Below are 19,486 nucleotides of genomic sequence, written 5' to 3' on the forward strand. Positions count from 1 at the left end.
TCGCCTTGGGTACTGTCGGCGGCGATGGACAAGACCCTGATCGTCACGAACGACTTCCCGCCCCGTCCCGGCGGCATCCAGACCTTCCTGCACAACATGGCGCTCCGCCTCGACCCCGCCCGCCTCGTCGTCTACGCCAGCACCTGGAAGCGCGGCGAGGAGGGCGCCCGGGCCTGCGCGGCCTTCGACGCGGAACAGCCCTTCACCGTGGTGCGGGACCGCACGACCATGCTGCTGCCCACGCCCCGGGTCACCCGGCGGGCGACGGAGCTGCTGCGCGCCCACGGCTGCTCGTCGGTGTGGTTCGGCGCCGCGGCGCCGCTCGGGCTGATGGCGCCCGCGCTGCGCGCGGCCGGCGCGCGCCGGCTGGTGGCCACCACGCACGGACACGAGGCCGGCTGGGCCCAGCTCCCCGCCGCCCGCCAGCTCCTGCGCCGCATCGGCGACGGCACCGACACGCTCACCTACCTGGGCGAGTACACCCGCTCCCGGATCGCCGGCGCGCTCACCGAGCGGGCCGCGGCCCGGATGGTCCAACTCCCGCCCGGCGTGGACGAGAAGGCGTTCCACCCCGGTTCGGGCGGTGACGAGATCCGGGCCAGGCTCGGCCTTACCGACCGGCCGGTCGTGGTGTGCGTGTCGCGGCTCGTGCCGCGCAAGGGGCAGGACACCCTGATCCTCGCGCTGCCGCGCATCCTGAGCCGGGTGCCGGACGCGGTGCTCCTGATCGTCGGGGGCGGCCCGTACCGGGGGGACCTGGAGCGGCTGGCCCGGCAGACCGGGGTGAGCGATTCGGTGCGCTTCACCGGGCCGGTGCCCGGCGCCGAACTGCCGGCCCACTACGGGGCGGGCGACGTCTTCGCCATGCCGTGCCGCACCCGGCGCGGCGGGCTCGACGTCGAGGGGCTCGGCATCGTCTACCTGGAGGCGTCGGCGACCGGACTGCCGGTGGTGGCCGGCGACTCGGGCGGCGCGCCGGACGCGGTGCTCGACGGCGAGACGGGCTGGGTCGTACGGGGCGGCTCGGTCGAGGAGAGCGCGGACCGGATCATCGCGCTGCTGGGCGACCCGGAGCTGCGCCAGCGGATGGGCGAGCGGGGCCGCGCCTGGGTCGAGGAGCGCTGGCGCTGGGACCTACTGGCCCAGCGTCTGACCGAACTGCTCTGACGGAGCCACCCGGGCCGGGCTGCTCTGCTCGGGCTGCTCTGTCCTGGCCGGGCTGGCGCGGGGCGCGGGGCGCCCGCGCGCCGGTGGTACGCGGGCGTCCGGGCCCTCGTGGGCCCGGGCGGCGGCCGTCAGGTGCGGTAGATGGCCTCGATCTCGTCCGCGAAGTCCTTGGCCACCACGTTCCGCTTGAGCTTCATGGACGGCGTCACGTGGCCGGAGTCCTCGGTGAACTGGGTGGCCAGGATGCGGAACTTGCGCACCGACTCGGCCTTGGAGACCGCCGCGTTCCCGTCGTCCACCGCCCGCTGGATCTCGGCCAGCAGCTCCGGGTCGGAGCGCAGCTCGGAGGCGGGCGCGTCGGCGGGCCGGCCGCGTTCGGCCGCCCAGCGCGGCAGGAACTCCTCGTCCAGCGTGATCAGCGCGCCGACGAACGGCCGCGCGTCGCCCACCACCATGCACTCGGCGACCAGCGCGTGCGCCCGGATGCGGTCCTCGATGACGGCCGGGGCGACGTTCTTGCCGCCCGCCGTCACGATGATCTCCTTCTTGCGGCCGGTGATGGTCAGGTAGCCGTCCTCGTCCAACGTGCCCACGTCACCGGTGTGGAACCAGCCGTCGGAGAGCGCGTCGGCGGTGGCCGCCTCGTTGTTCCAGTAGCCGTTGAACAGGTGCTCGCCGTGGAGCAGCACCTCGCCGTCGTCGGCGATGCGCACCACCGAGCCCGGCATCGGCTGGCCGACCGTGCCGATCTTCTGCCGGTCCCAGGGGTTGAAGGTGGTGGCCGCGCAGGACTCGGTCAGCCCGTACCCCTCCAGGACCGTGAAGCCGATCCCGCGGTAGAAGTGCCCGAGCCGCTCGCCCAGCGGCGCGCCGCCGGAGATCGCGTGCGTGGCCCGGCCGCCGAGGACGGCGCGCAGCTTGCGGAAGACCAGCCGGTCGAAGACCTTGTGCTTGAGCCGCAGCCCGAGCGGCACGCCACCGGGGGTGTCCAGGGCGCGGCTGTAGGCGATGGCGCACTCCGCGGCCCGGTCGAAGATCTTGCCCTTGCCGTCGGCCTGGGCCTTGGCGCGCGCCGAGTTGTAGACCTTCTCGAAGACGCGCGGCACGCCGAGGATCAGCGTCGGGCGGAAGGCGGCGAGTTCGTCGGTGAGGGTCTTGATGTCGGCGACGTGGCCCAGCTTGATCGGCGCGAGCACGGAGGCGACCTGCACCAGGCGCCCGAAGACGTGCGCCACGGGGAGGAAGAGCAGCACCGAGGACTCGTTGGTCTGGAAGATCGGCTTGAGCCGCTCGACGGCGTTGCCGCACTCGGCGAAGAAGCTGCGGTGGGTCAGCACGCAGCCCTTGGGCCGGCCCGTGGTGCCCGAGGTGTACACGATGGTGGCGGGGGAGTCGGCGGTCGCCGCCGCGCTGCGCTCGTCCACGGCCTGGTCGGTGACGCCCTCGCCGGCCGCCGCCAGCGCGCCCACCGCGTCGCCCTCGATCTGCCACACGCGGTCCAGGGCGGGCAGCCGGTCGCGTACGGAGTCCACGACGGCCTCGTGCTCGGGGGTCTCCACCAGGCAGGCCACGGCGCCCGAGTCGCCCAGGATCCACTGCACCTGCTCGGCCGAGCTGGTCTCGTACACCGGGACCGTCACCGCGCCGGCGCTCCAGATCGCGAAGTCGAAGAGCGTCCACTCGTACCGGGTGCGTGACATGAGCCCGACCCGGTCGCCGGGGCGGACACCGGAGGCGATCAGTCCCTTGGCCGCTGACCTGACCTCGGCCAGGAAGACCGCCGCGGTGACGTCCTGCCAGCGTCCGTCGACCTTGCGCCCCAGCACGGGAACGTCCGGGTGCTGGGCGGCGTTGCGCCGGATGAGGTCCGTCAGGTTGCCGTCGGCCGGTACTTCATACAGGGCCGGGAGGCTGAACTCGCGCAAGACTGCTGCTCCTCGTCGGGCGCCGGCGCCACGTCGCTGTGGCGTGCTGCGTCGGCTGCGGTCCATCAGGCAGAGGTGTAGGACTGCCCGGACGTTACCCATCGGTACGGCTAGGGGATAGGGGTCACGCCTAGATGTTTGATGCGTCACACACTAGGAAGCTGGCTTCGCGCACAGTAGTCCCAAACTCGGGTGACGCGGAAGTAACCGCAGGTGGGGGCCCTTCCGGCGAGCTGCTTAACGGGCATAAGGTGAGCCGCATGCGAGTTCACGTGGTCAGTGATGTGCATGGCAACAGTGCCGACCTCGACAAGGCGGGGACCGGCGCCGACGCCCTGGTGTGTCTCGGGGATCTCGTGCTCTTCCTGGACTACGCCGATCACTCGCGCGGCATCTTCCCGGACCTGTTCGGGGTGGAGAACGCGCACCACATCGTGGCCCTGCGCACCGCCCGCCGCTTCGACGAGGCCCGCGAGTTCGGCCGCGCGCTCTGGGCGGACCTCGAGGAACGCACGGGCGGCAGCCGTGAGCAGGCGATCGAGACCGCGGTGCGGGGACAGTACGCCGAACTCTTCGCCGCCTTCCCCACGCCCACGTACGCCACGTACGGAAACGTGGACATCCCGGCCCTGTGGCCCGACTACGCCGGCCCGGGCACCACGGTCCTGGACGGCGAGCGGGTGGAGATCGGCGGCCGGGTCTTCGGCTTCGTCGGCGGCGGGCTGCGCACCCCGATGCGCACCCCGTACGAGATCGACGACGACGCCTACGCGGCCAAGATCGCCGCGCTCGGCGAGGTGGACGTGTTGTGCACGCACATCCCGCCCGACGTCCCCGAGCTGTGCTACGACACGGTCGCCCGGCGCTTCGAGCGCGGCAGCTCCGCGCTCCTCGACGCGATCCGCGCGACGCGCCCCGCGTACGCCCTCTTCGGGCACGTGCACCAGCCGCTGGCGCGCCGCATGCGGGTGGGCGCGACCGAGTGCGTGAACGTCGGCCACTTCGCCTCGTCCGGCACCCCCTGGGTGTTGGAGTGGTGAGCCGGCGCCGGGCACATGGGGCGGTCGGTGCGGTGGACGGCGCGCGATAGCCTTCACCGCAGGCGCACCAGGCGGCGAACGGGTACGGAGGAGCCACGGCGATGGCGGAACACACCAGCTCAAGCATCACGATCGAAGCGGCCCCGGCCGACGTGATGGGGGTGATCGCCGACTTCGACCGCTACCCCGAGTGGACCGGAGAGGTCAAGGAAGCCGAGGTCATCGCCAGGGACCCGCAGGGCCGCGTCGAACAGGTGCGGCTGCTGCTCGACGCCGGCGCCATCAAGGACGACCACACCCTGGCGTACACCTGGATCGGCGAGCGCGAGGTGAGCTGGTCGCTGGTCAGGTCCCAGATGCTGCGCTCGCTCGACGGCTCCTACCGGCTCGACCCGCTCGACAGCGGCGCCCGCACCCTGGTCACCTACCAGCTCACCGTGGACGTCAAGATCCCCATGCTCGGCATGATCAAGCGCAAGGCCGAGAAGGTCATCATCGACCGGGCGCTGGCGGGGCTGAAGAAGCGCGTGGAGAGCGCCCCCAGGGGCTGACCCGGATGCGCACCGTTCTGATCACCGGCGTCGGCGGCGGTGGACGCACCACCGTCGCCGCCGCCACCGCGCTCGCCACGGCCCGCTCCGGGCAGCGCACGCTGCTGCTCAGCACCGACCGCGCCGGCGCCCTGGACGAGGTCTTCCACCCCGCGGGCCCGGCCCCCGCCGCCGAGCCGACGGCCGAGACCGCGCCCGCCCCCTGGACCCCGCCCACCGAACTGGCTCCCGGGCTGTGGGTGGCGCGGATCGCGACACCGGAGTACTTCCGGTCCGAGCTGGCGGCGGTCCAGGAGCGCGCCCGTAGCGTCCTCGACTATCTCGGGGCCAGCGCCGTGGCCGCCGAGGAGGCCACCGAACTGCCGGGCGCCGACACGTTCGCCCTCCTGGCCACCCTGCGCGCGGTCCACCAGGCCGCGGACCGCGGCGCCGCCGCCCGCGCGGCTGGCGGGCCCCCGCGCGGTTGGGACGTGCTCGTCGTGGACCTGCCGCCCGCGCCCGAGGCGATCCGCCTCCTCGGCCTGCCCGAGCAGCTCGGCCGCTACCTGCGCCGACTGCTGCCCGCCGAGCGCCAGGCGTCCCGCGCGCTGCACCCCATGCTGGCCCAGCTCGCCGGCGTGCCTGTGCCCGCGCAGCGGCTCTACGAGACCTTCGGCCGCTGGCAGGAGGACCTGGCGGCGGTGCGGCGGCTCATCGAGTCGGACGCGGTGACCGTACGCCTGGTCGCCGAGCCGGGGCCGCTGGCCGCGCGAGCGCTGCGCGCCGCGCGCGCCGGGCTCGCCCTGCACGGCTGCCGGGTGGACGCGGTGATCGCCAACCGGCTGCTGCCCGTCGGCTCCGCCGACCCGTGGCTGGCCGCGGCCTCGGGCCAGCAGCAGGCCGCGCTCAAGGAGTTGCGCGAGGCGTGCGGGAGCGCCACGGCCGCCCCTGAACACGCCGCCGAGGCCACCGACGAAGGGCCGGCCGGCATCCCCGTACGCGAGGTGCCGCACGCCGGGCGTGACCCACGGGGCCTGGCCGACCTCGGGCCGCTGGCGGACGCCGTCGGGCCCGTCGACGCGCGCCCCGACCGGCCCGCCGCCGAGCCGTGGACGGTCGAGGACCGGCTGGCGGACGAGGGGCTGCTGGTGTGGCGGCTGCCGCTGGACGGCGCCGAGCGGGACGATCTGTCCCTGGTGCGGCGCGGCGACGAACTCGTCGTCACCGTGGGCGAGTTCCGCCGCGTGCTGCCGCTGCCCTCCGCGCTGCGCCGGTGCACCGTCGCCGGCGCGGGGCTGCACGAGGGCGCCCTGCGCGTGCGCTTCGCCCCCGACCCACGGTTGTGGCCCCGCGACCACTGAACGGCACACCGCTGTTCGGGTACCGTCGAAAGAGCCGACCAGACCAGGCCGGGCCGATCGCGCCGGACGGGCCGACGGCCTGGCCGCACCGCAGGAGCCCGCCATGAGCGATGCCACCGAGCGCCCGGACGACGCCGCCAGCGCGCCCGGGCCCGCCTCCCAGCCCGGCGCCGACGGCCCCGCCGGCGACCGCGCCCACCCCGCCGACCAGGACACCCGCGAGAGCGGGCCGCGCCAGGCGCCCGACCCGGGCGCCTGGGAGCAGGCGTGCGCCGAGGACCTCGACGCCGAACGCGCCAGGCGACGGGACCGCTACGGACCGCAGCAGGTCAGTGCCGCCGAAGAGTTGCGTAAGTTGGCGGAAACAGTGACCAACAAGCTCTCTTCGCTTCAAGGCCCGATTGCTGGCGCCGCCGCCCAAACCGTCGTACGGCAACTGATCGGGCAGGCGCGGGCGGTGGTCGAGCCCGTCATCGAGCGCAACCCCGACGTCTTCGACCACCTGGCAACTGCCGGTACGGAGCTGCTCGCTGCTGCTCGGGCCGCCGTCAGTGGACAGGAACAGCGCTGGACCCGGGGCGACGACGAGGCGGCGCGCGGGGCGGCGCCGGGAGCGGCGACGGAGCGCGAAGACGACGAGCGCCGAGACGATACGCCTCCAGGAAGTGAACACATCGACCTCGACTGAGCCCGCGCTCCGGTACGGTTGGCCGCAGCGGGGTTCGACCGAAGACTGAGGGACACATGGGACTCACCATCGGCGTCGACATCGGCGGCACCAAGATCGCAGCGGGCGTGGTCGACGAGGAGGGCGCGATCCGGGGCACCTGCAAGGTGCCGACCCCGCCCACTCCCGAGGCCGTCGTGGACGCGATCGCGGAGGCCGTGCGCACGGTCAGCGCGGACCACGAGGTGGAGGCGGTCGGCATCGGCGCGGCCGGCTACGTGGACGACAAGCGGGCGACGGTGCTCTTCGCCCCGAACGTCAACTGGCGTCACGAGGCGCTCAAGGACAAGGTCGAACAGCGCGTCGGGCTGCCGGTGGTGGTGGAGAACGACGCCAACGCGGCGGCCTGGGGCGAATACCGGTTCGGCGCGGGCCAGGGCCACGAGGACGTCATCTGCATCACGCTCGGCACCGGCCTGGGCGGCGGCGTCATCATCGGCAACAAGCTGCGCCGCGGCCGGTTCGGCGTGGCGGGCGAGTTCGGGCACATCCGGGTGGTCCCGGACGGCCTGCTGTGCGGCTGCGGCAGCCAGGGCTGTTGGGAGCAGTACGCCTCCGGCCGCGCCCTGGTCCGCTACGCGCGCCAGCGCGCCGCCGCCACGCCGGAGAACGCGTCGCTGCTGCTCGGCCTCGGCGACGGCACCCCCGCCGGGATCGAGGGCAAGCACGTGAGCCAGGCCGCCCGCAGCGGCGACCCGGTGGCCATCGACTCCTTCCGCGAACTCGCCCGTTGGGCGGGCGCCGGCCTGGCCGACCTCGCCTCGCTCTTCGACCCGTCGGCGTTCATCGTCGGCGGCGGCGTCTCCGACGAGGGCGACCTCGTGCTCGACCCGATCCGCAAGTCCTTCCGCCGCTGGCTGGTGGGCGGCCAATGGCGGCCCCACGCCCAGGTGTTGGCCGCCCAGCTCGGCGGCAAGGCGGGGCTGGTCGGCGCGGCCGACCTGGCCCGCCAGGGCTGACCGCACACCGACGGCGCGGCGCCGCCCCCGCACAGCCCCGCGCGGGTGGGCACCGCGCCGTCGCGTCGTACGCGGCACGCCGTGGACGTACGCTCGCCCCGCGACCCGGCGGCGGCACTGCCCCGCGCGCGGCTCGAACGGGCCACCGCCGGCGGGAACTTCCGTCACACCAGCATCGTCGGCACCATGGGGCACGCATCAACAGGGTGTTCAGCACCACCAGTGCGACCCAGCACCACGGAACAGCGCACAGCAGATCATCGAGTCCGGTCCCAGTTCTGGAGTGGCGAAGTGACGTTCGCGGCCGTACGCAGTCAACAGCACGACCTGCCCGCCTCGCGCAGGGAGCCGGACGGCTCCGTCGTGGTGCGGGTGCTCAGCTACAACGTGCGCTCGCTGCGCGACGCGCCCGGCCAGCCGGCCGGCGCCGCCTGCCGCGCGGTGGCCCACGTCATCCGCGCCACCGCCCCGGACGTGGTGTGCGTCCAGGAGGCGCCCCGGTTCTTCCGCTGGCGCAAGGCGCTCGCGCGGCTCGCCCGCGAGGCCGGCCTGGTGCACGTGACGGGCGGCGCCACCACCGCGGGCCCGGCGATCTTCAGCACGCTGCGGGCCCACGTGGAGCGCACCGAGGAGACCCTGCTACCCGGGACGCCCGGCCTGCGGCGGCGCGGTGTGGCCGCCGCCGTGCTGCGCTTCGGCGACGTCCGGCTCGGCGTGCTGAGCTGCCACCTCAGCCCGGACGCCGCGGAGCGCCAGGTCCACGCGGGGGCGCTGCTGTCCCGGCTCGGCGGCCTCGACGCGCCGTACGCCGTGCTCGCCGGCAGCCTCGGCGAGGCGCCGGAGGGCCCGGCCTTCCAGCGGCTGACCGGCGGCCGGTTGCGGGACGCGTGGGCCGTGCGGCCGTGGGGCGGGGAGCACACCGCGCCGCCCGCCGGGCCGCGCGAGCGGGTGGACGCCGTGCTGACCACCGGTGGCGTGGAGGTTCTCGGCGCTGGCGTGCCGGCCGAACTGCCCACGCTGCGCCCGGCCGACCTGCGCGCGGCGGCCGACCACCTGCCCGTGCTGGCCGCCCTCCGGCTGCCGCACCCCGCGCCGTCCGAAGGCTGACCGACCGACCCGGCCGGGCCCGGGCGAGGCCCGGCGGCGGGGGGCTTGGCGGGGGAGTGTGAAGCCCCGGGCCGGTCGCGGGGTGGGCCGGCCCGGTCCGTTGATCAGGCCGGCCCGCCGTCGCTCAGACGACCGCGCCCCGGCCGGGGTCCTCGTCCTCTTCGTCCTCGTCGCCGCGCATCCGCGCCACCAGCGTGGCGAAGCCGCCCAGGAAGCCGCCGACCCCCAGGGTCGCGATCCACCAGGTGATCTCCTGGCGCAGCACCACCATGAGCAACAGCAGCAGCGGCCCACCGAGCACGGCCAGCCAGGCGAAGCGGGCCGTGGTGTCCGCGTGCGGCAGCGGCGGCGGCTCGGGCGGCACGAAATGGCCCTCGTCGCTCGCGTCGAAGTCGTCGTCGGAGGGCTCGGCCGGGGACCAGTCGCGCGGGCCGACGCCCGGCGCGAAGATCACGGAGCCGCCGAGCGCCATGGCCGGCTCCGCCGGCGGCTCGTCCGCCTCCCGGCCGGAGCCACCCGCCGTGCCGAGCGTCTTGTCCGGCTTGCCCGGCGCGATCTCCCGTGCGGGCCCGCCGGCCGCCCGGGCCCGCGCGTCGGCCGACGACCAGGGGGCCACGCCCGGCGGGTCCGGCGGCTCGTCCCCGTAACCCGCGACGATCTCGGCCCACGCCGCCTCCTCGGCCGAGCGCCGAGCCGCGTCGTGCTCCGGGCCGGCGGCACCGCCCGTTCCGTCGCTGGCCGCCGCCCCGCCGCTGGCCGCCGCGCCGTCGCCGGCCGCGCCGTCGGCCGGCGGCTGCTTCTCGGCGGTCGGGCCGGTGGCGGTCCCGCCACCCGGTGTGCCGTCGTGGGTGGCGAGGTCGCCCGTGGTGCGGTGGGTGTCGCCGGGCGGCCCCTCCTGGGGCTCGGCCGCCCCGGACGCGTGCGCCCCGTCCGCCGCGCGCCCGGCCTCGGCCGCGCGCGCCGCCTCGGCCTCGCCGGCCGGGCTCGGCACGCCCGGCGCGCGGTCGGCCGGCGCGCCGTCGGTGGGCTCCTGGGCGCCGGGAGCGGCCGGCCGCTCCTCGGGGGCGCCGGCGTCCGCCGTGTCGTCGGTGTGTGCGTCGCGCTCGGGCACCGGTCCCTGTCCTGCCTCTCCCTCAGCCCGTGGCATGGCTCAGCCCACCCGGTCCGGGCGCGGCGCGTCGGCGGGCGACGCCAGGCGGCTGATGAACGCGTGCGTGTCGGCGAAGATCAGCTCCGCGTCGTGGTCCAGCGTGGCCACGTGGAAGCTGCGCTCCAGCAGCCGTTCGGTGATGTCCGTGGACGAGACCCGGGCCAGGATGCGCGCCGAGTCCACCGGCGGCACCACGTGGTCCTGCGGGCTGTGCAGCACCAGCAGCGGCTGGGTGACCTGGGGCAGCTCCGCGTCCACGATCCGGAAGAACTGACGCAGCGAGTGCGCCGCGTGCAGCGGCACCCGGTCGTAGCCCAGTTCCTGGTTGCCCGGCTTGGCGATGTCGCTCGCGATGCCCTTGGTCGAGGGGACCAGGTGGCGCACCACGGGCAGCGCCCTGGCCGCCACGTCGTGCATCTTGTTCGCCGGGTTGACCAGCACCAGGCCGCTGACGGTGGCCCCGTGCCGGGCCGCGAGGCGCAGCGCCAGCGTGCCGCCCATGGACAGGCCGCAGACGAAGACCCGGGAACAGCGCGCCGCCAGCCTGCTCAGTTCCCGGTCGACCTCCGCGTACCAGTCCTGCCAGCCGGTGAGCGCCAGGTCCTGCCACCGGGTGCCGTGGCCGGGCAGCAGCGGGAGCGAGACCGCGTACCCGCGCTCGGCGAGCGAGGTGGCCCAGGGCCGCACGGACTGGGGGGAGCCGGTGAAGCCGTGGCAGACCAGGACACCGACGGTGTTCCCGGGGTTTCCGGGGTGGTGGAACGGCTCGGCTCCGGGGGACAGCGGCACCGGGGTCTCCGTTCGGTCAGGGGCCGGGCGCGGCCGGACGGTTGGGACCTCAGCCTACGCGGAGCGCCGCACGTCGGATAGGCCGATCGGTACGCCCGCGCCCGCCCGGTACGCCGCGCGCACGCCGAGCGCGGGGCCCGGGGCGAGCCGGGCCACGGGCGTCGGACCGGACCGGGCCGCGCCCCGGCCCGTCGCCCGCCGCCGAACGCGGGCGAGAGCCGTGCCCCGCGGCGGGTTAAGGTCTCCTCGTCGGATACAGGAGGTCCTCGGTTGTTCTACGGCGCAATGAAGCTTTCCATCGGTGGGTCGCTGAAGCTTGCCTTCCGACCCTGGGTGGAGGGCCTGGAGAACATCCCGTCCGAGGGGCCCGCGATCCTGGCCAGCAACCACCTCTCCTTCTCGGACTCCTTCTTCCTGCCGGCGATGCTCGACCGGAAGGTCACCTTCATCGCCAAGGCGGAGTACTTCACCTCGCCCGGCCTCAAGGGCAGGATGACCGCAGCCTTCTTCAAGGGCGTCGGCCAGCTCCCGGTGGACCGCTCGGGCGCGCGCGGCGCCGGCGAGGCCGCGATCAAGAGCGGCATCGAGGTGCTGGAGCGCGGTGAGCTCTTCGGCATCTACCCGGAGGGCACCCGCTCCCCGGACGGCCGGCTCTACCGCGGCAAGCCGGGCGGCCTGGCCCGGGTCGCGCTGGCCACCGGAGCGCCGGTGATCCCGGTCGCGATGATCGACACCGAGAAGATCCAGCCGCCGGGCAAGGTGATGCCCAAGCTGATGCGGCCGGGCATCCGGATCGGCAAGCCGCTGGACTTCAGCCGCTACCACGGCATGGACGGCGACCGGTTCATCCTGCGCTCGGTCACCGACGAGGTCATGTACGAAATCATGAAGCTCTCGGGCCAGGAGTACGTGGACATCTACGCGACCGCCGCCAAGCGGCAGCTCGCCGAGGCCGCCAAGCAGGAGAAGGAAGAGAAGGCGGCCAAGGCGGCGAAGGACGATGCCGGCAAGGCCGGCAAGCCCGGCCGGGCCGGCACGAGGGGTTCGGACGCGGCGGGCCGGTAACGAGGCCGGGGCGCTGGCGACGAGGCCAGGTCGCTGCCGACGGGCCCGGGTCGCTGGTGAGGGGGCCGGGTCGCTACGGTCGACGGGGGAGCGGTGCCCAGCGGGGGGTGTCAGGTGGCTCAGCAAGCGGCGCGTGAGCGTCCGGCGCGCGAGCGCGTGGTGCGGATGTCGGTCGAGCAGCCGCTGTGGCGAGCCCTGACCGGCTACCGCGTCCTGACCGCGCTCTACGCGATCGCCCTGTACGTCCACGCCTACGGCGAGTACGCGCACCCGCTCGGCGCCGGCGCGTACATGCTGCTGCTGGCCGGCTGGATGGCGTTCAGCTGGCGCATGGTCAGCTCCGCCGAGCGGTGCACCAGGCGGTTCCTGATCGCGGACCTCTCCGTGGCGATCGTCGGCATCCTGCTGACGCCGCTGGTCGACACGGACCAGCGGATCGTCGACGGCGGACCCACGCTGCCCTCGATATGGACCGCGGGCGCCGTGCTCGGCTTCGCCATCAAGGGCGGCTGGCGCTGGGGCGCGGTGGCCTCGGCCATAGCGGGCGCGGCCAACATCGTCGAGCGCGGGGCCTTCGCCCAGAACACGGTGCACAACGTGATGCTGGTCTGGGTGGCCAGCGTGGCGATCGGCTACGTGGTCGAGGTGGCCCGCGCCAGTGAGCGCACCCTCGCCCGGGCCCTGCAGATCGAGGCGGCCACCCGGGAGCGGGAGCGGCTGGCCCGCGACATCCACGACAGCGTGCTCCAGGTGCTGGCCATGGTGCAGCGGCGGGGCGTGGCCATCGGTGGCGAGGCGGCCGAACTCGGCCGGATGGCCGGCGAGCAGGAGGTCGCGCTGCGCACCCTGATCACCAGCGGACTGGACCGGTCGGGCCACCCGCCCGGCGCCCGGCCCACCGACACCGCACCGCCCGCCGGCCCGGCCGCGCCGTCCCCCTCGCCACCGCCCGGGCCGCCGCGGACGCCGCCCGTGAGGCGGCGGACGCTGGCCGCGCGTCGGAGCCGCTGGACCTGCGCACCCTGCTCGCGCCGTTCGCCGGGGCCTCGGTCTCGCTCGCCGAACCGGGCGCCCCCGTACTGCTGCCCGCGCACGCGGCGACGGAGCTGGCGAGCGCGGTCAGCGCCGCGCTGGACAACGTGCGCCAGCACGCCGGCGAGGGGGCCAGGGCGTTCATATTGATCGAGGACGAGCCGGACGCCGTGCTCGTCACCGTCCGCGACGACGGCCCGGGCATCCCGGAGGGGCGGCTCGTGGACGCCGAGCGCGAGGGGCGGCTCGGCGTCGCCCAGTCGATCCGGGGCCGACTGCGCGACCTCGGCGGCAGCGCGGACCTCGAATCGGTGCCGGGGCAGGGCACCGAGGTGGAGTTGCGAGTCCCACGGGGGAGGAAGGACGCGTCATGAGCGAGGCAGCGGTCGTACGGGTGATGGTGGTGGACGACCACCCGATGTGGCGGGACGCGGTCGCCCGCGACCTGGCGGAAGCCGGGTTCGACGTGGTGGCGACCGCCGGCGACGGGCCGCAGGCGGTGCGCCGGGCCACCGCCGCGCGGCCCGACGTACTGGTGCTCGACCTCAACCTGCCGGGGCTGCCGGGGGTGCGGGTGTGCAAGGAACTGGTGGGCGCCAACCCCGCGCTGCGGGTGCTGGTCCTGTCGGCCAGCGGCGAGCACGCGGACGTGCTGGAGGCCGTGAAGTCGGGCGCCACCGGCTACCTGGTGAAGTCCGCGTCGACTGCCGAACTCCTGGACGCGGTGAGCCGTACGGCCGCCGGCGACGCGGTGTTCACGCCCGGCCTCGCGGGCCTGGTCCTCGGCGAGTACCGGCGCCTGGCCACCGAGCCGGCCCCGGCCACCACCGACGAGGCGGGCGCGCCCCGGCTGACCGACCGGGAGACCGAGGTGCTGCGGCTGGTCGCCAAGGGCCTTTCGTACAAGCAGATCGCCGAGCGGCTCGTCATCTCGCACCGCACCGTGCAGAACCACGTCCAGAACACCCTGGGCAAGCTGCACCTGCACAACCGCGTCGAGTTGGTGCGCTACGCCATAGAGCGCGGCCTGGACGGCGACGCGTAACGCGCGAGGCCGCCGAACGTCCGTCCGCGGGTCGCTCGCGCCCCGCGCGCCCCTCGTACGAGTGAACGCGCCGGACCAACTCCCGCGCCGCGCGCGGCAATTCGCCCTCTACCCCCACTCGTGTGACCTGCGTCACCATTAGCGTGGCTGCCAAATCGGGTCATTCACGGGAGAAGGGAAGATGCGATGCGGGTCGGAGTGCTGACCGGTGGTGGTGACTGCCCCGGTCTCAACGCGGTCATCCGCGCGGCCGTCCGCAAGGGCGTCCAGGAGTACGGATACACCTTCACCGGGTTCAGGGACGGCTGGCGCGGACCGCTGGAGGGCCAGGTCGTACCGCTCGACATCCCCGCGGTGCGCGGCATCCTGCCGCGCGGCGGCACCATCCTCGGATCGTCGCGGACCAATCCGCTCACGGCGGTGGACGGCATCCGCCGGATCAAGGAGAACCTCGCCAAGCACGAGGTGGACGCGCTGATCGCGATCGGCGGCGAGGACACCCTCGGCGTCGCGGCGCGGCTGTCCGACGAGTACGGGGTGCCGTGCGTCGGCGTCCCCAAGACCATCGACAACGACCTGTCCGCCACCGACTACACCTTCGGCTTCGACACGGCCGTCAACATCGCCACCGAGGCCATCGACCGGCTGCACACCACGGCCGAGTCCCACATGCGGGTCCTGGTGGTGGAGGTGATGGGCCGGCACGCCGGCTGGATCGCCCTGCACTCGGGCCTCGCCGGCGGGGCCAACGCGATCCTCATCCCGGAGCAGCGGTTCGACGTGGCCGAGGTCTGCGGCTGGGTGGAGTCCCGGTTCAAGGTCCGCTACGCGCCCATCGTCGTCGTCGCCGAGGGCGCCATGCCCAAGGACGGCGAGATGGTCCTCAAGGACGGCTCGCTGGACTCCTTCGGCCACGTGCGGCTGTCGGGCGTCGGCGAGTGGCTGGCCAAGGAGATCGAGCGGCGCACCGGCAAGGAGGCCAGGACCACCGTGCTCGGCCACGTCCAGCGCGGCGGCACGCCCAGCGCCTTCGACCGCTGGCTGGCCACCCGCTTCGGCCTGCACGCCATCGAGGCCGTACGGGACCAGGCGTACGGCGCGATGGTCGCGCTGCGCGGCACGGAGGTGGTGCGCGTGCCGCTGACCGAGGCCACGGCCAAGCTCAAGACCGTGGACCCGCGGCTGTACGCGGAGGCCGGGGTCTTCTTCGGCTGAGCGCGTGGCGGGCCCGCCACGGACACGCGGCGGGCCCGTCCCGGCCGGGGCCCGGCCGGGGCGCGCCAACCGGCCCTCAGCCGGGGGGGGGGCGACCGGCTACCGCGCCGGCCGCCCCGGGCCCGCCCCGTTACGCCTGCGGCACCGTCTGCCGGGCCAGCGCCAACTCCTGGGCCACCAGCGCCGCGCCGCCCAGCGTCAGCACCGACTCCGGGTGGAACTGGAGCCCGCCGAACCCGGGCCCGCGCAGCGCGTGCACCTCGCCGCTCACCGCGTCCCGACTCAACTCGACCCGGCGCGAGGCGAGTTCCGTCTCCGCCCGCGCGTCACAGCGGGCCGTGAACGTGTTATAGAAGCCGACCGTCTCCGGCCGGCCGAAGAAGTCGATCCGCTCCTGGGCGCCCTGCGCCGGCACCCGCTTGCGGACGATCGGAAGACCCAGCTCCGCGGCGATCAGCTCGTGCCCCAGGCAGACCCCGAGCAGCCCGTGCCGGTGCTCGCGCAGCAGGTCCGCCGCCAGGCCGCGCAGCAGCCGCATCCTCGGGTCGGCCGCGTCCGACGGGTCGCCCGGGCCCGGGCCGAGCACGACCGGACCCGGGTGCGCGAGCGCGGCCTCCCGCAGCCCCGGCTCGGCGAACCCGCGCACCTCAACCCGCAGCCCCGAGGTGGCCAGCAGGTGCGCCAGCATCGAGGTGAACGTGTCCTCGGCGTCGACGACCAGCGCGTGCCCCGCGCTCCCCGCGCCCGGCCCCGGCGCGTTCATCCGCAGCCAGAACGGCGCCAGGTCCGCGCGCCTGGCGTCGAGCGCGGCCCGCACCCGCGGGTCGTCCGCGAGACGGCTGGCGCCCGCGCCGGACGCCCGCGCCGGAGCCGCCCGCACCCCGAGCGCCGTCAGCACCCCGGCGGCCTTGGCGTGCGTCTCGGCGACCTCCCCGGCCGGGTCGGAGTGGCGTACCAGGGTCGCCCCGACCGGCACCCGCAGCCGCCCGCGCCCGTCGATGTCGGCGGTGCGGATGAGGATCGGCGAGTCCAGGGTGCGGGCCCCGCCGGCGTCCCGGCCGATCAGCGCGAGAGCCCCCGCGTAGTAGCCGCGCCCCCGGCCGTCCGTGCCGCGCGGCTCGTGCCGGGCGATCACCCGGCAGGCGTTCTGTACGGGCGAGCCGGTGACGGTCGCCGCGAACATCGTCTGCCGCAGCACCTCGCGCACGTCCAGCGTGCTGCGCCCGCGCAGCTCGTACTCGGTGTGCGCCAGGTGCGCCATCTCCCGCAGCCGCGGCCCGACCACCACGCCGCCCCGGTCGCCGACGGCGCACATCATCTTCAGCTCCTCGTCCACGACCATGGACAACTCCTCCACCTCCTTGCGGTCGCCGAGGAACGCGAGCAGGCCCTCGACGCTGGGACCCCGCTCGGGGTAGCGGTAGGTGCCGCTGATGGGGTTCATCACGACGGTCTCGCCCGACATCCGCACGTGCACCTCGGGACTGGCGCCCACCAGCGTCCGCTCGCCGGTGTGCACCACGTACGTCCAGTACGCGCCGCGCTCGCCGGCCAGCAGGTGGCGGAAGAGCGCGAGCGCGTCGCGGGCGGCGAAGCCGGGGATCTCGCCCTCGAAGGTGCGCCGGATCACGAAGTTGGCGCCCTCGCCGGTGCCGATCTCCTCGTCGATGACGCGCCGCACGATCCGCGCGTACCCCTCGTCGTCGACGTCGAAGGCGCCATCCGTCACCCGCACCTGGTGCGCGGGGAGCGCCGCGAGCAGCGCGGACAGCGGCAGCGCGTACGCCTCGTCGGGGCGCAGCACCGCCAGCGGGGTCCCGTCGTCGTGCGCCTGGAAGCCGCGCTCGCGGATCTGCCGGAAGGGCACCAGCGCCAGCGCGTCCCACGCCGGTCGCCCCGCCCGCGCGGGGTCCGCGCCCGGCTCGGGGAGCGGGATGTCGGCGAGCCGGTCGACCTCGGTGACCGGCCCGATCAGGACCTCGACGGTGTCCGCGTCGTGCCCGGGCGCCCGGCGCCGCAACAGCGCGTACGGAGGGCAGTCGGCGGACAGGAGGCGGCGGACGAGCTCGGCGGCGCCGGGCTGGTCGCGCTCGGGCGTACCGGGCTGGGCGTGGTGCGCCGGCTTGGGTGGCTGTGACTGCTCTGACATGGGGTCCTTCCGTCCGGAGGGGTCCACGGGTCAGGTGGACCTACGGGGGAGGGACGGCCCGCACACGCAGCGAAGGCCGCCCCTCGGGGCGGCCTTCGCGTGGTGCTGTGGACAACGCGCGCTAGTGGGCCGCCGAGTGAGCGGTCCACCACCAGAAACGGTTGGGCTGCGTGTGCATGGGCGGCACCCTACCCGAAGCGGGACGGGCGCCGGCGGCGCCGTGTCCACGGACTGGCGGCGCGGGCGGCGGCGCCCGGGTCGCGCGAAGCGGACCGGCCACAACCGGTCGTGAAGCCTTCCATCGCAGGTCAACAAGGTGTCGGCATCGAGCCAGGAACCGGTCGGAAACCGTCTCAACCCGTGGGCGGGGGCATGGACGCCCGGAGAGACCCCGTAATGTTGACAACGTGACCGTGAACGCTGAAACCCACGCCGGTGGACACACCTGGCGCTCCCTGCCCGCGGCGCAGCAGCCTGACTGGCCGGACCACGAGGCTCTGCGCGATGTGATCGCCGAGCTCGAGTCCTATCCGCCCCTCGTCTTCGCCGGCGAGTGCGACCAGTTGCGTGCCCGGCTGGGCGCGGTGGCACGCGGCGAGGCGTTCCTGCTCCAGGGCGGCGACTGCGCGGAGGCGTTCGACGCCGTCGGCGCCGACCAGATCCGCAACAAGCTCAAGACGCTGTTGCAGATGGGCGCCGTCCTCACGTACGCCGGCTCGGTGCCGGTGGTCAAGGTCGGGCGGATCGCGGGCCAGTACAGCAAGCCGCGCTCCAAGCCCACCGAGACCCGCGACGGCGTCACCCTGCCGACCTACCGGGGCGACTCCGTCAACGGCTTCGAGTTCACCGAGGCCGCCCGCATCCCGGACCCGCAGCGGCTCAAGCGCATGTACCACGCGTCGGCCGCCACGCTGAACCTGGTGCGCGCCTTCACCACCGGCGGCTACGCCGACCTGCGCCAGGTGCACGCCTGGAACCAGGACTTCGTGAAGTCGTCCCCCTCCGGGCAGCGTTACGAGGCGCTGGCGCGGGAGATCGACCGCGCGCTGAACTTCATGAACGCCTGCGGGGTGGACCCGGAGGAGTTCAAGACCGTTGAGTTCTTCGCCTCGCACGAGGCCCTGGTGCTCGACTACGAGTCGGCGCTGACCCGGGTCGACTCGCGCACCGGTGACCTGTACGACGTCTCCGGGCACATGGTGTGGATCGGCGAGCGCACCCGACAGCTCGACGGCGCCCACATCGAGTTCGCCTCCAAGATCCGCAACCCGATCGGGGTGAAGCTCGGCCCCACCACCACGGCCGAGGACGCCCTCACCCTGATCGAGCGGCTCGATCCGAACCGCGAGCCGGGGCGGCTCACCTTCATCACCCGTATGGGCGCGGACAAGGTCCGCGACATGCTGCCCACGCTGGTCGAGAAGGTCACCGCCTCCGGCGCGCAGGTCGCCTGGATCTGCGACCCGATGCACGGCAACACCTTCGAGGCGGCCTCCGGCCACAAGACGCGGCGCTTCGACGACGTGTTGGACGAGGTCAAGGGCTTCTTCGAGGTCCACAAGGGCCTCGGCACCCACCCCGGCGGCATCCACGTCGAGCTGACCGGCGACGACGTGACCGAGTGTGTGGGCGGCGGCGACGAGATCTTCGTGGACGACCTGCACCAGCGCTACGAGACGGCGTGCGACCCGCGGCTCAACCGCAGCCAGTCGCTTGACCTGGCGTTCCTGGTCGCGGAGATGTACCGGGACCAGTGACGGACGGGGCCTGAAACGGCGTGTGGGGCGCGGATCTGTGATCCGCGCCCCACTGCTGTGACCCCGACTGTTATCCCCGTGGGGTGCCGGGTAAGGTAAGGGTAACCTCAGCGATCAATGGTGATGAGGTTTCCCTATCAATCCCGTACGGGGGTGACCGCGTGTACGTCTGCTCATGCTTCGGCATCACCGAGCGGCAGGTACGGGAGCATGCGGAAAGCGGCGCGTGCACCCCTCGCCAGATAGCCTCCGCCAGCAAGGCGGGCACCGACTGCGGCTCGTGCGTGCGCCGCATCCAGGCGCTCCTCGGGCGGGGCGCGGGCTGTCCCCGGCGCGCGGTCCTCGACCGACTCGGTCCGGACGGTGCCGCCGCCGCGCTGGCCGCCGAGCAGCCGGCCGCTCCCGCGCCGGTGTCCACCGTCGAGGCCGCCTGACGCCAGGTCCCGCGTAGACTGCCGCGCGGACGGG

At 74.4% G+C, this 19,486-nt stretch carries 17 protein-coding genes and 1 pseudogene; 14 read left to right on the forward strand and 4 right to left on the reverse strand.

Translation table 11 applies throughout. The features are described from left to right. Positions 1 to 24: 24 nt before the first annotated feature. Positions 25 to 1,167, forward strand: a complete 1,143-nt coding sequence (locus tag OYE22_RS26110) for a glycosyltransferase family 4 protein (RefSeq protein WP_277322669.1) — start codon at positions 25 to 27, stop codon at positions 1,165 to 1,167. A 128-nt stretch (positions 1,168 to 1,295) separates the two neighbouring features. Here the strand turns inward: OYE22_RS26110 and OYE22_RS26115 are convergent, their stop codons facing one another. Then, the gene (locus OYE22_RS26115) at positions 1,296 to 3,092 is read right to left on the reverse strand and encodes an AMP-dependent synthetase/ligase (protein WP_277322670.1); all 1,797 of its coding nucleotides are present in this window, start codon (positions 3,090 to 3,092) and stop codon (positions 1,296 to 1,298) included. A 260-nt stretch (positions 3,093 to 3,352) separates the two neighbouring features. Here OYE22_RS26115 and OYE22_RS26120 point away from each other — a divergent pair, with 260 nt between their 5' ends. From OYE22_RS26120 to OYE22_RS26145, 6 genes are all read left to right on the forward strand, one after another. Further along, positions 3,353 to 4,132 (forward strand): metallophosphoesterase, encoded by a 780-nt coding sequence (locus OYE22_RS26120; protein ID WP_277322671.1) that lies wholly within the window; start codon positions 3,353 to 3,355, stop codon positions 4,130 to 4,132. Between the two features lie 101 nt (positions 4,133 to 4,233). Beyond that, positions 4,234 to 4,683, forward strand: a complete 450-nt coding sequence (locus tag OYE22_RS26125; RefSeq protein ID WP_277322672.1) for an SRPBCC family protein — start codon at positions 4,234 to 4,236, stop codon at positions 4,681 to 4,683. A 5-nt stretch (positions 4,684 to 4,688) separates the two neighbouring features. Beyond that, a complete protein-coding gene (locus OYE22_RS26130) occupies positions 4,689 to 6,023 on the forward strand; it encodes an ArsA-related P-loop ATPase (RefSeq protein WP_277322673.1) in 1,335 nt (444 codons plus the stop codon). A gap of 103 nt (positions 6,024 to 6,126) precedes the next feature. Continuing rightward, entirely contained in the window at positions 6,127 to 6,711 is a 585-nt protein-coding gene (locus tag OYE22_RS26135; RefSeq protein ID WP_277322674.1) for a DUF5304 domain-containing protein, read from the forward strand. Positions 6,712 to 6,767: 56 nt separating this feature from the next. Then, complete coding sequence (locus OYE22_RS26140; RefSeq protein WP_277322675.1) at positions 6,768 to 7,709, forward strand: ROK family glucokinase; 942 nt, start codon at positions 6,768 to 6,770, stop codon at positions 7,707 to 7,709. A gap of 291 nt (positions 7,710 to 8,000) precedes the next feature. Beyond that, positions 8,001 to 8,816, forward strand: coding sequence for an endonuclease/exonuclease/phosphatase family protein (locus OYE22_RS26145; protein WP_277322676.1), 816 nt, complete (start codon positions 8,001 to 8,003; stop codon positions 8,814 to 8,816). Positions 8,817 to 8,940: 124 nt separating this feature from the next. On the opposite strand, the pseudogene OYE22_RS26150 reads toward OYE22_RS26145, so the two are convergent. Then, positions 8,941 to 9,495, reverse strand: a pseudogene (locus OYE22_RS26150) (hypothetical protein); the annotation flags it as partial. A 471-nt stretch (positions 9,496 to 9,966) separates the two neighbouring features. After that, on the reverse strand, positions 9,967 to 10,755 hold the full coding sequence (locus OYE22_RS26155; protein WP_277322677.1) for an alpha/beta fold hydrolase: 789 nt from the start codon (positions 10,753 to 10,755) through the stop codon (positions 9,967 to 9,969). A 285-nt stretch (positions 10,756 to 11,040) separates the two neighbouring features. Between OYE22_RS26155 and OYE22_RS26160 the strand changes: the two genes are divergently transcribed. The 5 genes from OYE22_RS26160 (at position 11,041) to OYE22_RS26175 (ending at position 15,112) form a co-directional block, all read left to right on the forward strand. Further along, a complete protein-coding gene (locus OYE22_RS26160; protein WP_277322678.1) occupies positions 11,041 to 11,820 on the forward strand; it encodes a lysophospholipid acyltransferase family protein in 780 nt (259 codons plus the stop codon). Between the two features lie 114 nt (positions 11,821 to 11,934). Then, positions 11,935 to 13,002, forward strand: coding sequence for a DUF5931 domain-containing protein (locus OYE22_RS26165; RefSeq protein ID WP_348652247.1), 1,068 nt, complete (start codon positions 11,935 to 11,937; stop codon positions 13,000 to 13,002). Next, complete coding sequence (locus tag OYE22_RS33495) at positions 12,960 to 13,226, forward strand: ATP-binding protein (protein WP_348652248.1); 267 nt, start codon at positions 12,960 to 12,962, stop codon at positions 13,224 to 13,226. The genes OYE22_RS26165 and OYE22_RS33495 overlap by 43 nt, the downstream gene beginning before the upstream one ends. Next, positions 13,223 to 13,897, forward strand: a complete 675-nt coding sequence (locus OYE22_RS26170; protein WP_277322679.1) for a response regulator transcription factor — start codon at positions 13,223 to 13,225, stop codon at positions 13,895 to 13,897. The genes OYE22_RS33495 and OYE22_RS26170 overlap by 4 nt, the downstream gene beginning before the upstream one ends. A 186-nt stretch (positions 13,898 to 14,083) precedes the next feature. Then, positions 14,084 to 15,112 carry a 6-phosphofructokinase gene (locus OYE22_RS26175; protein WP_277322680.1) on the forward strand — a complete coding sequence of 343 codons (1,029 nt, stop codon included), beginning with the start codon at positions 14,084 to 14,086 and terminating at the stop codon, positions 15,110 to 15,112. A gap of 130 nt (positions 15,113 to 15,242) precedes the next feature. Here the strand turns inward: OYE22_RS26175 and OYE22_RS26180 are convergent, their stop codons facing one another. Next, the gene (locus OYE22_RS26180) at positions 15,243 to 17,261 is read right to left on the reverse strand and encodes an anthranilate synthase family protein (RefSeq protein WP_277322681.1); all 2,019 of its coding nucleotides are present in this window, start codon (positions 17,259 to 17,261) and stop codon (positions 15,243 to 15,245) included. A gap of 413 nt (positions 17,262 to 17,674) precedes the next feature. Between OYE22_RS26180 and OYE22_RS26185 the strand changes: the two genes are divergently transcribed. Both OYE22_RS26185 and OYE22_RS26190 read left to right on the forward strand, forming a co-directional pair. Continuing rightward, on the forward strand, positions 17,675 to 19,018 hold the full coding sequence (locus tag OYE22_RS26185) for a 3-deoxy-7-phosphoheptulonate synthase class II (RefSeq protein WP_277324327.1): 1,344 nt from the start codon (positions 17,675 to 17,677) through the stop codon (positions 19,016 to 19,018). Between the two features lie 161 nt (positions 19,019 to 19,179). Then, positions 19,180 to 19,452, forward strand: coding sequence for a (2Fe-2S)-binding protein (locus tag OYE22_RS26190; RefSeq protein ID WP_277322682.1), 273 nt, complete (start codon positions 19,180 to 19,182; stop codon positions 19,450 to 19,452). The last annotated feature ends 34 nt before the right edge of the window (positions 19,453 to 19,486 follow it).

It is taken from the genome of Streptomyces sp. 71268 (assembly GCF_029392895.1).
GTDB lineage: Bacteria > Actinomycetota > Actinomycetes > Streptomycetales > Streptomycetaceae > Streptomyces.

What these genes read in the sequence shown, in the direction of transcription:
- OYE22_RS26130 (WP_277322673.1), top strand. Translation starts at nt 4,689, where the DNA reads ATGCGCACCGTTCTGATCACCGGCGTCGGCGGCGGTGGACGCACCACC.
- OYE22_RS26140 (WP_277322675.1), top strand. Translation starts at nt 6,768, where the DNA reads ATGGGACTCACCATCGGCGTCGACATCGGCGGCACCAAGATCGCAGCG.
- OYE22_RS26180 (WP_277322681.1), bottom strand. Translation starts at nt 17,261, where the DNA reads ATGTCAGAGCAGTCACAGCCACCCAAGCCGGCGCACCACGCCCAGCCC.
- OYE22_RS26125 (WP_277322672.1), top strand. Translation starts at nt 4,234, where the DNA reads ATGGCGGAACACACCAGCTCAAGCATCACGATCGAAGCGGCCCCGGCC.
- OYE22_RS26110 (WP_277322669.1), top strand. Translation starts at nt 25, where the DNA reads ATGGACAAGACCCTGATCGTCACGAACGACTTCCCGCCCCGTCCCGGC.
- OYE22_RS26170 (WP_277322679.1), top strand. Translation starts at nt 13,223, where the DNA reads ATGAGCGAGGCAGCGGTCGTACGGGTGATGGTGGTGGACGACCACCCG.
- OYE22_RS26135 (WP_277322674.1), top strand. Translation starts at nt 6,127, where the DNA reads ATGAGCGATGCCACCGAGCGCCCGGACGACGCCGCCAGCGCGCCCGGG.
- OYE22_RS26175 (WP_277322680.1), top strand. Translation starts at nt 14,084, where the DNA reads ATGCGGGTCGGAGTGCTGACCGGTGGTGGTGACTGCCCCGGTCTCAAC.
- OYE22_RS26160 (WP_277322678.1), top strand. Translation starts at nt 11,041, where the DNA reads ATGAAGCTTTCCATCGGTGGGTCGCTGAAGCTTGCCTTCCGACCCTGG.
- OYE22_RS26120 (WP_277322671.1), top strand. Translation starts at nt 3,353, where the DNA reads ATGCGAGTTCACGTGGTCAGTGATGTGCATGGCAACAGTGCCGACCTC.